Genomic DNA, 13060 nt, shown 5'->3' on the forward strand with positions numbered 1-13060 from the left:
CGATGGTGCCGACGTTTACGTGCGGCTTGTTACGTTCAAATGCTTTCTTACCCATCAGCCAGATTCCTGATAGCGTTGAATGAAATTCCGGAACGACAAATACAACAAAGGGCAGACATATTTCTATATCTACCCTTCATCAAATTATGGAGCTCATGGGCGGAATTGAACCGCCGACCTCACCCTTACCAAGGGTGTGCTCTACCCCTGAGCTACATGAGCACAACTGCTGGAGCGGGTAGCGGGAATCGAACCCGCCTCTTCAGCTTGGAAGGCTGAGGTAATAGCCACTATACCATACCCGCCTACCGGCAAAATCTGGTAGTAGATGGTGGTGAGGGGTGGATTCGAACCACCGAAGCTCGCGCGTCAGATTTACAGTCTGATCCCTTTGGCCACTCGGGAACCTCACCTTTACTACCCACTTCGCCGCTGAACATGGTGCCGGCACGAGGAGTCGAACCCCGGACCTACTGATTACAAGTCAGTTGCTCTACCAGCTGAGCTATACCGGCTCAGCGTCGAAGTGGGGCGTATAGTACTGATCGACTTATGGTGTTGCAACCCCTTTGCAAACTTTTTTCTCTATTTTTATGCCGGGATGTGATTTTTCGAGCACTTGATTGATTTTATTGAACAAATCTCGATCAGAATCGACCGGAAGCACCACCGCAAACAGCTCCTGAGTGCGATCAAGCACCTTCAGTTCGGGGGCAAGACCGGTATCCCGAAAGCGTACCGCGGCGGCCTCGGCCTCGGCCTCGGAATTATAACGCCCCAGCCGCAGCTGCGTGCCTTGCGGGCTGCTTTCAGGCACCACATCCACCGCCTGCAGGCGCTCGATCAATGCAATGCGCTCCTGCGGATCCTGCGGTACATTCAGCGCCAGCTCAAACCCGGCCGCCAGGCGTATATCCTCCTGCTCAATAACCGGCACCAGGCCGTAACGCTGCATCAGCTGCGCCACCTGCTCGGCATCGGCTCGCGCTGGCAAGCCGACATAGGACACACAGAGCGACTGCGCCGCCCCAGACCGTGCCTGCAACTGAGACTGACTCAGCTCCCGCAACTGGCCTGCATCCACCTCCGACAGCAAGCGCACCGAAGCACCCTGCTCCACTACCTGAGGCACCGCTTCGCGAGTGTCACGCTGCATCAGCGCCGCCCACAGCAGCACCACGGCATTCATCAGCAACAGCAGCAGAAACAGCCAGCGCAACATCTTACTTCAGCGCCCAGTGCAGACCGTCCAGCACCAGGTCAGGGCAGTACTCGCCCTTAGCCGCCAGACGTGCGAAGAGCTCACCATCACCACCGGTAATCAGCAGCGCAGCGCCCGGGTAATCCGACTCAAGCTGGACCAGCAAACGCTGAGCGATAGCATCGAATACAAAGTTGATACCATGAAATACCGCCGCCGACGTATGGGTGCCCGGCGTCAAATCGAACTCTTCCACCGCCTGATCGGCGATTACCCGGGCGGTATTGACCAGCAGACTCGAGACCATCAGACGTACGCCAGGCACAATGTAGCCGCCACGGTGAGCACCATCGGCGCCGACAAAGTCGATGGTGATGGCACTGCCGCAATCCACCACACAGACCTCGCCTCCCGCCTGGCGGTATCCCGCCAGCATAGCCACCCAGCGATCAACCCCCATGCGCGACGGGTCTGCATAACTGTTGCGCACACCCGCCTGCTGCTCCTGCACACGGGCAAATTCCGCGACCAGAGACCAGCGCTGACGACAATAATCCGCGATCAGCGCTTCGACCGGTGCGCCTGCGACACAGGCCACGCGCACCCGGGATATATCATCAGGCCAGCAGTCGAACTCTGCCGCCTGGAACTGGGCAGCCTCAAGCTGACGGCTAAGCAGACGCCCGCGCACCCAACCCCGCTGAGGACAGGCGTAGCGCCATTTAAGAAAGCTATTGCCTATATCGATATCGAGAATCATGACAGACGCCTGAGACTGACTTCTCCCCCATGGAAACTCTCGACGCCCGCGGCGGTTTCCAGCATCAGGGCACCGCTACCAGACACCCCGCGACAGATCCCTTCCACCGCATTGAGACCGAAGTTCAACGACACGCGCTGATCGCGACAGGCATCCAGCGCCTGCCACTCATCCACCAGGGGTTCAAAACCCGACTCGGCAAAAGCGGCCAGCACTGGCACCAGTTCGTTTACCAGCGCTGCAAGCACCTGGGTACGGGACGGGACAATGCCGCAGATCTGCTGCAGATCAACCCAGGGCTGATCTATGCCCGCCCCCTGCTCCTGGGGCATGGCAACATTCAACCCCACACCCGTCACCACCTGACAGTCGCCCGAGGCTTCGCCGCTGACTTCCAGCAACACACCCGCCAGCTTGCGACCTTGCCACAGCAGATCATTGGGCCATTTCAGTTCCACGCCCTCCAGCCCCAGACGCGCCAGGCCACGGGCCAGCCCGAGCCCCACCGCCAGACTCAGACCCTCAAGAGACGCAGCCCCTTGGGGAAAGCGCCAGACCAGCGAAAAGTAGAGATTGCGGGCAAAGGGGCTGACCCAGGCGCGCCCCCGTCTGCCACGGCCCGCGGTCTGCTGCTCTGCAACATACAGACGCCCGTGGCCGGGTTTTTGCTGCAGCTGCTGCATGGCCAGCAGATTGGTGGACGGAATCGACAGGTCAAACTGCATATCCCCCAGCTGTGCGGCCACATTCGCGTCCAGCGCCGCTGCAAAGGCGTCGACACTCAACAGATCCAGGCCGCCGGGAAGACGATAACCGCGCCCTTTCACACTGTAGATTTCGATGCCAAGCTCCTCGAGCTTGCGCATTTGTTTCCAGATCGCACTACGACTGACTGCCAGCTGCTCGCCCAGCTCCTGCCCGGAGTGGAAGAGGCCATCAGCCAGGATAGACAACAACGATCGGGTCGTCATAGGGTAAGTCCTTTATTACTGATTAGACCGGCAACGGCGATCGCTGCCAGACAGCCTCCGGCCTGATTACCGGCACCGCCATGCCGGCTATGCCCGCTCCAGCACACTGATGCTGTAGTCATAGGGGTTCGGTCCCTCCGCCTTGAACTCGGCCCGCTCAATTTGCGCCCAGTCCGCGGCTTCCAGCGCGGGGAAACGCGCATCCCCCTCGATGTCGGCCTGCACTTCGGTCAGATAGATGCGCTGCGTTCTGGGCAGCGCCTGGGCATAAATCTGGGCCCCCCCGATCACCATCGCCTCGTCGAGGCCGCCAATCTCGCAATGGGCCTGCGCCAGCTCAATAGCCTGTTCCAGCGACCTGGCCACCTGCACACCCGGATGACGCCATTCGCCATTGCGCGTCACCACTATATTGGCGCGCCCCGGTAGCGGTCGCCCGATAGACTCGAACGTCAACCGCCCCATGATGACCGGCTTGCCGAAGGTGACCTGCTTGAAATATTTCAGATCCGCCGGCAGATACCAAGGCAGTTTGTTCTCTACACCAATCACGCCATTGCGGGCCCGAGCTACAATAATTGCCAGTTTCATCTCAGGTCCTTAAACAGCAATCGGGGCTTTTATCCCCGGCAACGGATCATAGCCCAGGAACTCGAAGTCCTCGAACTCATATTCGAACAGGGAATCCGGCTTGCGCAGGATATTCAGCCGCGGCAGCACCCCGGGGGTACGGGAAAGCTGCTCATCGACGATGGCTGGATTGTTCAGGTGATTCTGATACAGGTGCACGTCGCCAAAGGTATGCACAAAGTCACCGACCTCCAGATCGCACTGCTGCGCCAGCATATGGGTCAGCAACGAATAGGAGGCAATATTGAAGGGCACACCCAGGAAGTAGTCGGCGCTGCGCTGATACAGCTGACAGCTGAGCCGCCCCTCGGCGACATAGAACTGAAACAGAGTATGACAGGGCGGCAACGCGGCCTTGCCGTTTTCAACGTTCTGCTGCGGGCTCAGACTTTCATCCGGCAGGTCCGCCGGGTTCCAGCCACTGACAATCAGACGGCGCGAATTGGGATTACGCTTGATCTGTGCCACCAGTTCCGCGAGCTGATCCACTGTGCGACCATCGGGGCAGGCCCAGGAACGCCACTGCTTGCCGTACACCGGGCCGAGGTCGCCATTTTCCAGCGCCCACTCATTCCAGATACTGACACCGCGCTCTTGCAGCCAGTTATTGTCGGTGCTGCCGTTGAGGAACCACAGCAATTCATACACCACCGACTTGATATGGACTTTCTTGGTGGTCAGCAACGGAAAGCCCGCCGCCAGGTCGAAGCGCAACTGACGGCCAAATAGCGACCTGGTACCGGTACCGGTGCGGTCGCCCTTGTCACAGCCGTTATCGACAATATCGCGCATCAGGTCCAGATACTGCTGCATCACTACTCCACATCAAAAACATAAGCATGCGAACCCGCCCGCACAACCCAGGGCCGTGCGGGCAGCCGCTCAGGCGCTAACTTTACGCCGGTAGGCCAGCAGCATCAACAAGGCCCCGGCCACTACCATGGGCACGGACAGCAGCTGCCCCATGGTCAGCCAGTCAAAGGCCAGGAAGCCCAGCTGTTCATCGGGCTGGCGTACCAACTCGATCAGCGAGCGGAAGCTGCCATATAAAAGGAGGAAGAGCCCCGAAACGGCCATGCGCGGTCGCGGCCTGGCCGAAAACCACCACAGCAGCGCGAACATCAGCACGCCTTCCAGGGCAAATTCATACAGCTGCGATGGATGCCGCGGCACGCCATCACCGGTACGCGGGAAAATGACACCCCAGGGCAGATCGGTCGTACGCCCCCAGAGTTCGCCGCCGATAAAGTTACCCACCCGACCGGCACCCAGACCAATGGGAATGAGCGGTGCCGTGAAGTCCCCCATTTCAAAGAAGGTCTTGCCCTGCCTGCGCCCGAACAGCCAGAGCGCCACCAGCACGCCGATCAGCCCGCCGTGAAAGGACATGCCGCCCTCCCATACATGGAACAGCCACAGCGGGTTGGCGAGGAAATAGTCGAACTGATAGAACAGCACGTAACCGGCACGACCACCGAGAACCACTCCCATGGCCCCCCAAAAAATCAGATCGGACACCTGCTGCTCGGTCCAGCCGGAACCTGCACGCCGGGCCCGTTGTACGCCGAGCCACCAGGCGGCGGCAAAGCCCACCAGATACATCAGGCCATACCAGTGTATCTGCAGAAAACCCAGATCCAGCGCGATCGGGTCTATGTCATGTACCCACATAAATAACTCAGTCCTTGTTCAGAGCAGATTGCCAAGCAGAAAACGCATGCCCACCAGGGCGAGAAAAACCGCAAAAATGCGCCGCAGCACCGGCGCCGGCAGACTGTGGGCCCAGTGTGCCCCCAGGCGCGCAAAGAACGGACTGGTCAGCACGATACCGGCAAAGGCCGGCAGGTAAACGTACCCCAGACTCCAGTCCACCAGCGCCTCATGCCCCCAGCCTTCCAGCACATTACTGCAAGCCCCCATCAGCGCGATGGGCAGACCGCAAGCAGCAGACGTTGCCACCGCCTGCTGCATGCGCACATGACGCCAGCTCAGATAGGGCACCGTCAGGGTACCTCCCCCTATTCCAAACAGGGCCGACGCCCAGCCAATCAGGCCACCGGCGGCGGCAAGCCCAGCCGGCTTTGGCGCCTCACCCGGGCTTTCCGAGGGCTTGGCGCCAAACGCCATGTGCAGGGATACCAGCAATGCAAAGCTGCCAATCAGCATCTGCAGTACTTCGCCCGGCAGCTGACCGGCGGTCTTGACCCCCAGAAAGGCACCCAGCAGTATCCCCAGCCCCAGCGGCCGGAACAGATCCCAGCGCACCGCACCACGCTTGTGATGAGCCCGTATGGAGCTAACTGAGGTGACCACAATGGTCGCCAGCGAGGTCGCCACGGCCATGTGAGTGAGAATCTCGGGGGAAATTCCCTGGGCGCCGAAGGAGAATACCAGCACCGGCACAATCAGCAATCCGCCGCCGATGCCAAAGAGCCCGGCCGTCACGCCCGCCGCAGCGCCCAGCACCAGATACATCAATAGGGTCAACAGCATGATGGAACATCCCTGCAGCAGTCATGATAAAGTCGCCTATAGTAGCCTATGGGGCCTTGCAGGCAACTGCCGCACACCATCGCCCCTGGGCAAGCAGCCGCGCCAGAGAGCCGATTCATGTGCCTGATGACCTTCGCCTACCAGACCCACCCCGACTACAACCTTATTCTGATCGCCAATCGCGATGAAGCCTACGGCCGCCCCACCCGAGGTGTCGCCCCCTGGGCACAGGACAGCGACCTGGTCGCCGGGCAGGACCTGGAACAGGGCGGCACCTGGCTCGGCATTCACCGCAGCGGCAGGCTCAGCGCCGTAACCAACTACCGTGACGGCCGCGCCAGGGCAAACCCGGCTCTGCGCTCGCGCGGACATCTGACGCGGGATTTCCTGCTCTCCAGGGAGTCGGCAAACACCGTCAGCCAGCACTACGCCGAGCAGGGGGCACACTACGGCGCTTTCAATCTTCTACTGGGGGACGTTGAAGGGCTGTACTACCTGTCAAACCGCGGACGGGCGCCCGAGCGCCTTGGCCCCGGCATCTATGGCCTGAGTAACGCACTGCTCAACAGCCCCTGGCCGAAGGTGCAGCAGGCGCGCGATGCACTCAGCGCCGCGCTGAGCACTATTTCCGCCCGCCAGGACAGGCTGCAACAGGCAGCGCAGCTGACTGAGGTTCTGGCCGCACGCAACCAGGCGCCGGATGCGCAGCTGCCCGATACCGGCATCAGCCTTGAGCTTGAGCGCCGCCTGTCGCCCTGCTTCATCAGGCTGGAGACATACGGCACAAGAGCCACCACGGTACTGCTGCAGGATTATCAGGGAAACAGCTGTGTTTACGAGCAGAGCTTCGATGCCCGCGGGCCCACCGAAACGCGACACTACGAGCTGCAGCTGCCGCCGTTCGGCTCCAGACCCCGCGGCTGAAGCACTGTCACTATCGGGGAAGAGTGGGTCGTGACAACTGCCCCAAGCCGAGCTCTTGCAGGGTGTTGCGCAGCAGCAGATGGATTTCCTCGGCATCATCCATGCCCCGCACCTGACTGAGCAGGCCGCAGGCCCGTACATGGGTAATACCGCGAATGGCCGACTTCACCCGGGGAATATTGGTGGAGTTCATCGACAGCACGTCATACCCCATGGCCATCAGCAGAATGGCACCACAGGGGTCTGAGGCCATTTCACCACAGATGGACACCTGCACGTTTTCCTTGTGCGCTTCATCGGCGATATATTCCAGCGCCCGCAGTACCGATGGATGGTAAGGCGCATAGAGGCCCGCGACCCGAGGGTTGTTGCGATCCACCGCCAGCAGATACTGCGTCAGGTCGTTGGAGCCCACGGAAATGAAATCAACGCGCCGCGCAAAACGGCGCACCTGATAGACCGCCGCCGGCACCTCGACCATTACGCCCACCGGAGGCCGCTCGGTGATATGGCCCTCTTCACGCAGCTCGCTCACGGCCCGATCAATCATGCGATTGGCCTCGTCCACCTCGTGCACGCTGGTCACCATGGGCAGCATGATGCGCAGATTGCCCAGACCTTCGTTAGCGCACAGCATGGCCCGCACCTGTACCAGGAAGATCTCGGGATGATCCAGTGTCACGCGAATACCGCGCCAGCCCAGGAAGGGGTTTTCCTCCTTGATGGGAAAGTACGGCAGCGCCTTGTCTCCACCTATATCCAGGGTGCGCATGGTAACCGGACGTGGCGCGAAGGCTGCCAGCTGGGAACGATAGGTCTGCAACTGTTCCTGCTCGCTGGGGAAAAAATCCCGAATCATGAAGGGAATCTCGGTGCGATAGAGCCCTATACCCTCGGCACCGCGCTCCAGCGCCCGCTTTACATCGATATCCAGGCCCGTATTGGCCCACAGCGGCATGTTGTAGCCATCGGACGTCTCGGCGGCCTTGTCCCGCAGCTGCTCCAGGCCTGCGGCAACTTCGCAGTCTTCGCGCATGATGTCACGGTAAACCTGCAGGATTTCATCCGACGGGTTCACGTATACCCGCCCGGAGTAACCGTCCAGAATCAGCACCCGGGCCTCAATCTGGGTATAGGGCAGATCCAGCACCCCCATGGTGGTGGGAATGCCCAGCGAGCGCGCCAGGATAGCGGCATGGGAGTTGCCGGAGCCATGCACCGACACCAAGCCTGCCAGTTTCTCGGTGGGAACTTCACCCAGCATCGCCGGGGTGAGTTCATCCGCCACCAGAATGGTGTTGTCGGGATAGTCGATCTGCTTGGGCGCGGCCTCCTGCATATAGGCCAGCACGCGCCGCCCCAGATCGCGGATATCGCTCGCACGCTCGCGCAGGTAGGGGTCTTCCATGGCGTCAAACTCGCGGATATGTGCCTTGATCACCTCGCGCAGCGCGCCCTGGGCCCAGTTGCCCAGGTATATTTTCTCCACCACCTCGCCCGCCAGGGCATTGTCATCCAGCATCCGCAGATAGACATCAAACAACGCCTGCTCCTCGGTACGCAGCCGCTTGGACAGTGTGCGCCCCACCACACGGATATCGTGACGCACGGATTCAAGGGCGCGCACAAAGAGCGCTATCTCGGCCTCGATATCAGTCGCGGCTTTGTCAGGGACCGCATTCAGGTCCGCTGGCGGCGCCATGACCACGGCCGGGCCAATGGCCACACCGGGCGCGGCCGAGACGCCTTCAAAGCGGCTTTCAATCACGGCACCGCGGCGACTGCCGCTGACGTCCTGAATGGAACCGGTTGCCTCGGCATGGGCAATAACACCCGCCAGCTGCGCAGAAACGGTGACCAGAAAGGCTTCTTCGTTTTCATCGAAGCGCCGACGCTCCTTTTGCTGTACCACCAGCACGCCCAGCACGTCACGCTGATGAATGATCGGCACGCCAAGAAAGGAGTGAAAACGCTCTTCGCCGGTGCCCGGCAGATAGATAAACGCCGGATGCTTGGCGGCGTCTTCCAGGTTGATGGGCTCAGCCCGCTGCCCCACCAAGCCGACGATACCCTCGGAAGCGGACAGGCTGACCGTACCCACGGCATCCTTGTTCAACCCCTGAGTCGCCATCAGGATGTAGCGCTGCTTTTTGGTATTGAACAGATACACAGAGCACATCTGTGTCCGCATGGCACGCTGTATTCTGCGCACGATCAGGTCTAACACCGAATCAAGATCCGGTGCCGCGCTGACCTCCTGCACGATCTTGCGCAGTATTTCGAGCATGGTCCCACCCCATAATTGTTATTTTCGTTGCTGGGCAACCACTCGCGCCAGCTTGGGCGACAGCTCCCTCATCGCCTTTCGGTACACTTCACGCTTGAACGACACCACCTGCCCCAGCGGATACCAGTAACTCACCCAGCGCCAGCCATCAAATTCCGGCGAACTGGTATGATCTATCGTAACCGCCTGGTCTTCACTTAGCATGCGCAACAGAAACCATTTCTGTTTCTGGCCGACACAGACCGGAAGGGAATTGCGCCGGATCATTCGTTTAGGCAGACGGTAGCGCAGCCAGCCGCGCGTGACAGCAACGATCTCGACGTCGCTGGCCCGCAGCCCGATCTCCTCATGAAGCTCACGGAACATCGCCTCATCGGGAGATTCGTCATCCTGAATCCCCCCCTGCGGAAACTGCCAGGCATCCTGTCCTATCCGTCTGGCCCAAAGGACCTGACCCAGCGAGTTAGCCAGAATGATGCCGACATTCGGTCTGAACCCGTCTGAATCAATCACTGTTTATATCCTGAAGTAGTTCGTTGCTATTGTTCCACACTTCACGAATTCCGCAAACTCCACTCACAACAGCAATTTACAGCGCCTGTCGGTGTTTGAAAGGCCGCCCCGGACACTCTATGATCGGCATTTTATATCCAAGGGGAGCACAACCTTGAGCCTGGCCATTTTCGATCTGGACAACACCCTGTTAAACGGCGACAGCGATCATGCTTGGGGGGAATTTCTGTGCGCCCAGGGCATCGTCGACGCCAGCGAGTACAAACAGGCCAACGACCGCTTCTATCAGCAGTACAAGACGGGCACCATGGACATCTTCGAATTTCTGGAGTTCGCCCTGCGCCCGCTGGCCCAGCATTCGACACAGCAGCTACAGCAGTGGCACGACCGCTTCATGCAGCAGTGCATCGAACCCATGATGCTGCCCAAGGCGCTAAAACTCCTGGCCGATCACCGCGCCCGCGGTGACTTTCTGCTGATCATCACGGCCACCAACCATTTCGTGACCGCGCCCATAGCCCGCAAGCTGGGTGTCGATGCTCTGCTGGCAACAGACCCCCAGATGGAAGACGGCCGTTATACCGGCAAGGTCGCGGGCACGCCCTGCTTTCGCGAAGGCAAGGTGAAGCGCCTGCACCACTGGCTGCAGCACAACAAGCACACACTCGAAGGCAGCTATTTCTACAGCGACTCGCAGAACGACCTGCCTCTACTTGAACTGGTGGAGAATCCCGTCGCGGTAGATGCCGATGAAATACTGATCCGCACCGCGACTGAGCGCGGCTGGCCGGTTATCAGCCTGCGGGACTGAGAGCGCCTATTCCGAGATGGCGAGACGTTGCGTGGGACGGCGTGGATAGCCTATCCACGCCGCCTCAGCGCCCTGAAAGACTGCTGAAAAGCGTTAGCAAAGCAGGTAGCTTTTCAGGGGCAGGGATAGGTATAACAGGCGTGAATGGCTTCAATCTGCGCCAGCACATCGTCGTTCAATGCCAGGTTCAGCGACGCTATATTGCTGCGCAGCTGATCCATTTTCGAGGCTCCGATAATGTTACTGCCCAGGAAAGGCCGACTGTTGACGTAGGCCAGCGCCATCTGTGACGGGTCGAGCCCGGCATCCTTTGCCAGCGCCACATAGGCGCGGGTCGCCGCCTGACCCTGCTCGGTCAGATAGCGCTGATAGCTGGGGTACAGCTGAAGGCGCGAGCCGTCCGGCCGGGCACCGTCCAGATACTTGCCGCTGAGCACACCAAAGGCCAGCGGTGAATAGGCCAGCAGATCCACCTGCTCTCGCAGCATCACTTCGGCAAGCCCCACTTCCAGGCTGCGATTAAGCAGACTGTAGGGGTTCTGCACCGAGACGACCCGCGGCAAATCCAGCTTGTCGGCCAGGCGCAAGAACTCCATCGTGCCCCAGGCGGTTTCATTGGACAGTCCGACGTAACGCACCCGCCCATCATCCACCAGCGTTTTGAGTGCCCGCAGCGTTTCCTCGATCGCCACACCATCACCGGCGACATCGCCGGGCACATACCCCAGCTGACCAAAGAAATTGCTTTGCCGCTCGGGCCAGTGCAGCTGATACAGATCGACATAATCAGTCTGCAGGCGACGCAGACTGCCCTCAATGGCGTCCCGGATACTGGCCGCACTCAGGCCCACATCCGGGCGGATATAGCGGCACAGATCACCGGGGCCGGTCACCTTGGTGGCCACAATCATCTGTTCGCGGTTACCGCGGGCCTGCATCCAGCGGCCAATAATCGCCTCACTGGCGCCCTGGTAATCAGGTGATGTGGGCACCGGGTACATTTCCGCCGTATCCAGCAAATTCACCCCGGCCGCGGCTGCGTAATCCAGCTGTTCCCAGGCTTGGGCTTCGGTGTTCTGACTGCCGAACGTCATGGTGCCCAGTGCGATACGGCTGACCCTGAGGTCGCTGCCACCCAGCATTTTGTACTGCATCCTGAACTTCTCCCTCAATCGGATCAAAGATTCTGAACGGCCCCGGGGCTGACTGCCAGAACCTTAACTGACCGGCAACACCCGCACAAACAGCGCCTTCAGATAGTCCGTTTCCGGAATCGCCGGGTGCAGCGGGTGATCCGCGCCCTGGTGACCCTGATCGAAAATTTGCGAGTTACGGTCCAGCTCGCGGCTGTTGCTGCGAATGATATCCACCAGGCTCTCGCGCTGCAGATGCATGGAACAGGAGGCGGACACCAGCACACCCTCCCGATTCAGCAGGCGCATGGCAAAGTTGTTGATACGCGCATAGGCGCGCTCGCCGTTGCGGATATCCTTTTTCTTCTGGATAAAGGCCGGCGGATCCACAATCACCAGGTCGTAGCGCTCTTTCTCCGCGATCAGCGCCTTGCAGATATCGAAGGCATCGCCGTGCAGCGGATCAAAACGGTCTTCCTTGCCATTGAGCCGGGCATTTTCCCGCGCCACATCCAGTGCAAAGTGAGAGGCATCCACACAGCTGACCATCTCGGCACCTGCTGCCAGCGCCTGCACGCCCCAGCCTCCAACATAACTGAACAGGTCCAGCACACGCTTGCCCTTGACGAGCTCCTGCATGCGGGCACGGTTGACACGGTGGTCGTAGAACCAGCCGGTTTTCTGGCCACGCTGCAGCGGCGCCAGCAAGGGCACGCCGTTTTCGATCAGCGGGCTGAGCTCCGCGATATCGCCCTGCACAACCTCGACATAGGTTTCGAGGCCTTCCATTTCGCGCATCTTGCCGTCATTGCGCAGCAGGATGGCTTCGGGCTTGAAGACCTTGTTCAGCGCCGCGACGATTTCTTCGATCACCGCTTCCATGCCCGCGGTGGAAACCTGCACCACGAAGATATCGTGGAAGCGGTCAATCACCAGCCCCGACAAGCCATCGGAATCACCATAGACCAGCCGATAGCAGGGCTCGCTGAAGCACATTTCACGCAGCGACAGCGCCACGTTAAGGCGATGCACCAGCAGGGAGCGGTCCAGCTTGTAGTCCAGATCACGACTTACCAGGCGGCCGCAGATCAGGGTATTGGGGTTGACATAGGCCACGCCCAGCGCCTTGCCACGATCGGATTCAACCACCACCTGCTCACCGGCCGCGAAGCTCTTGAGCGGTGATTTCTGATTATCGACCTCGTTGCTGTAAATCCAGAGATGACCACCGCGCAGGCGTTTCTCGGCACCCGGTTTGAGGCATAAGCGTTTCAGTGACATATCTATGACTACATTTCCTGAGGTCTTGCCGGCACCCGGGTCTGCTGACCGGCACC

General features: G+C 60.1%; 13 protein-coding genes and 4 tRNA genes. 2 read left to right on the top strand and 15 right to left on the bottom strand.

From position 1 onward, the window contains the following. Window positions 1-147: 147 nt before the first annotated feature. From MRS74_RS15260 to MRS74_RS15310, 11 genes are all read right to left on the bottom strand, one after another. Window positions 148-222: transfer RNA gene (locus tag MRS74_RS15260), tRNA-Thr, on the bottom strand. Between the two features lie 8 nt (window positions 223-230). Further along, window positions 231-305, bottom strand: a tRNA-Gly gene (locus tag MRS74_RS15265). A gap of 24 nt (window positions 306-329) precedes the next feature. Further along, window positions 330-413 (bottom strand) — tRNA-Tyr (locus tag MRS74_RS15270). A 26-nt stretch (window positions 414-439) separates the two neighbouring features. Further along, window positions 440-515 (bottom strand) — tRNA-Thr (locus tag MRS74_RS15275). Between the two features lie 35 nt (window positions 516-550). After that, window positions 551-1222, bottom strand: coding sequence for a hypothetical protein (locus MRS74_RS15280; protein ID WP_254581142.1), 672 nt, complete (start codon window positions 1220-1222; stop codon window positions 551-553). A gap of 1 nt (window position 1223) precedes the next feature. Then, window positions 1224-1961, bottom strand: coding sequence for a type III pantothenate kinase (locus tag MRS74_RS15285; protein WP_254581143.1), 738 nt, complete (start codon window positions 1959-1961; stop codon window positions 1224-1226). Then, a complete protein-coding gene (gene birA / locus MRS74_RS15290; protein WP_254581144.1) occupies window positions 1958-2932 on the bottom strand; it encodes a bifunctional biotin--[acetyl-CoA-carboxylase] ligase/biotin operon repressor BirA in 975 nt (324 codons plus the stop codon). The genes MRS74_RS15285 and birA overlap by 4 nt, the downstream gene beginning before the upstream one ends. A gap of 87 nt (window positions 2933-3019) precedes the next feature. Further along, window positions 3020-3523, bottom strand: coding sequence for a dihydrofolate reductase (locus MRS74_RS15295; protein ID WP_254581145.1), 504 nt, complete (start codon window positions 3521-3523; stop codon window positions 3020-3022). A gap of 9 nt (window positions 3524-3532) precedes the next feature. Then, window positions 3533-4375, bottom strand: coding sequence for a thymidylate synthase (locus MRS74_RS15300; protein ID WP_254581146.1), 843 nt, complete (start codon window positions 4373-4375; stop codon window positions 3533-3535). Between the two features lie 69 nt (window positions 4376-4444). After that, the gene (lgt, locus tag MRS74_RS15305; protein ID WP_254581147.1) at window positions 4445-5233 is read right to left on the bottom strand and encodes a prolipoprotein diacylglyceryl transferase; all 789 of its coding nucleotides are present in this window, start codon (window positions 5231-5233) and stop codon (window positions 4445-4447) included. A gap of 18 nt (window positions 5234-5251) precedes the next feature. Further along, the gene (locus tag MRS74_RS15310) at window positions 5252-6055 is read right to left on the bottom strand and encodes a sulfite exporter TauE/SafE family protein (protein ID WP_254581148.1); all 804 of its coding nucleotides are present in this window, start codon (window positions 6053-6055) and stop codon (window positions 5252-5254) included. A 117-nt stretch (window positions 6056-6172) separates the two neighbouring features. Here MRS74_RS15310 and MRS74_RS15315 point away from each other — a divergent pair, with 117 nt between their 5' ends. Beyond that, on the top strand, window positions 6173-6979 hold the full coding sequence (locus MRS74_RS15315; RefSeq protein WP_254581149.1) for an NRDE family protein: 807 nt from the start codon (window positions 6173-6175) through the stop codon (window positions 6977-6979). Window positions 6980-6989: 10 nt separating this feature from the next. Here MRS74_RS15315 and ptsP read toward each other — a convergent pair whose 3' ends face one another. Both ptsP and MRS74_RS15325 read right to left on the bottom strand, forming a co-directional pair. Beyond that, window positions 6990-9266: a phosphoenolpyruvate--protein phosphotransferase gene (ptsP, locus tag MRS74_RS15320; protein ID WP_254581150.1), complete on the bottom strand. Its 2277-nt coding sequence runs from the start codon at window positions 9264-9266 to the stop codon at window positions 6990-6992. Window positions 9267-9284: 18 nt separating this feature from the next. After that, on the bottom strand, window positions 9285-9779 hold the full coding sequence (locus MRS74_RS15325) for an RNA pyrophosphohydrolase (RefSeq protein WP_254581151.1): 495 nt from the start codon (window positions 9777-9779) through the stop codon (window positions 9285-9287). Between the two features lie 154 nt (window positions 9780-9933). Between MRS74_RS15325 and MRS74_RS15330 the strand changes: the two genes are divergently transcribed. Then, window positions 9934-10590: a histidinol-phosphatase gene (locus tag MRS74_RS15330; RefSeq protein ID WP_254581152.1), complete on the top strand. Its 657-nt coding sequence runs from the start codon at window positions 9934-9936 to the stop codon at window positions 10588-10590. A gap of 113 nt (window positions 10591-10703) precedes the next feature. On the opposite strand, the gene MRS74_RS15335 is transcribed toward MRS74_RS15330, so the two are convergent. Then, entirely contained in the window at window positions 10704-11744 is a 1041-nt protein-coding gene (locus MRS74_RS15335; protein WP_254581153.1) for an NADP(H)-dependent aldo-keto reductase, read from the bottom strand. 63 nt (window positions 11745-11807) lie between these two features. Continuing rightward, window positions 11808-13004: a class I SAM-dependent rRNA methyltransferase gene (locus MRS74_RS15340; RefSeq protein WP_254581154.1), complete on the bottom strand. Its 1197-nt coding sequence runs from the start codon at window positions 13002-13004 to the stop codon at window positions 11808-11810. Window positions 13005-13060 lie beyond the last annotated feature (56 nt).

Source organism: Marinobacterium sedimentorum (assembly GCF_024267675.1).
Classification (GTDB): domain Bacteria; phylum Pseudomonadota; class Gammaproteobacteria; order Pseudomonadales; family Balneatricaceae; genus Marinobacterium_A; species Marinobacterium_A sedimentorum.

Excerpts from the sequence above, each read along its gene's own strand:
- lgt (WP_254581147.1), bottom strand. The coding sequence starts at position 5,233 with ATGTGGGTACATGACATAGACCCGATCGCGCTGGATCTGGGTTTTCTG.
- birA (WP_254581144.1), bottom strand. The coding sequence starts at position 2,932 with ATGACGACCCGATCGTTGTTGTCTATCCTGGCTGATGGCCTCTTCCAC.
- MRS74_RS15310 (WP_254581148.1), bottom strand. The coding sequence starts at position 6,055 with ATGCTGTTGACCCTATTGATGTATCTGGTGCTGGGCGCTGCGGCGGGC.
- MRS74_RS15300 (WP_254581146.1), bottom strand. The coding sequence starts at position 4,375 with ATGCAGCAGTATCTGGACCTGATGCGCGATATTGTCGATAACGGCTGT.
- MRS74_RS15335 (WP_254581153.1), bottom strand. The coding sequence starts at position 11,744 with ATGCAGTACAAAATGCTGGGTGGCAGCGACCTCAGGGTCAGCCGTATC.
- MRS74_RS15340 (WP_254581154.1), bottom strand. The coding sequence starts at position 13,004 with ATGTCACTGAAACGCTTATGCCTCAAACCGGGTGCCGAGAAACGCCTG.
- MRS74_RS15285 (WP_254581143.1), bottom strand. The coding sequence starts at position 1,961 with ATGATTCTCGATATCGATATAGGCAATAGCTTTCTTAAATGGCGCTAC.
- MRS74_RS15315 (WP_254581149.1), top strand. The coding sequence starts at position 6,173 with ATGTGCCTGATGACCTTCGCCTACCAGACCCACCCCGACTACAACCTT.
- ptsP (WP_254581150.1), bottom strand. The coding sequence starts at position 9,266 with ATGCTCGAAATACTGCGCAAGATCGTGCAGGAGGTCAGCGCGGCACCG.
- MRS74_RS15280 (WP_254581142.1), bottom strand. The coding sequence starts at position 1,222 with ATGTTGCGCTGGCTGTTTCTGCTGCTGTTGCTGATGAATGCCGTGGTG.
- MRS74_RS15295 (WP_254581145.1), bottom strand. The coding sequence starts at position 3,523 with ATGAAACTGGCAATTATTGTAGCTCGGGCCCGCAATGGCGTGATTGGT.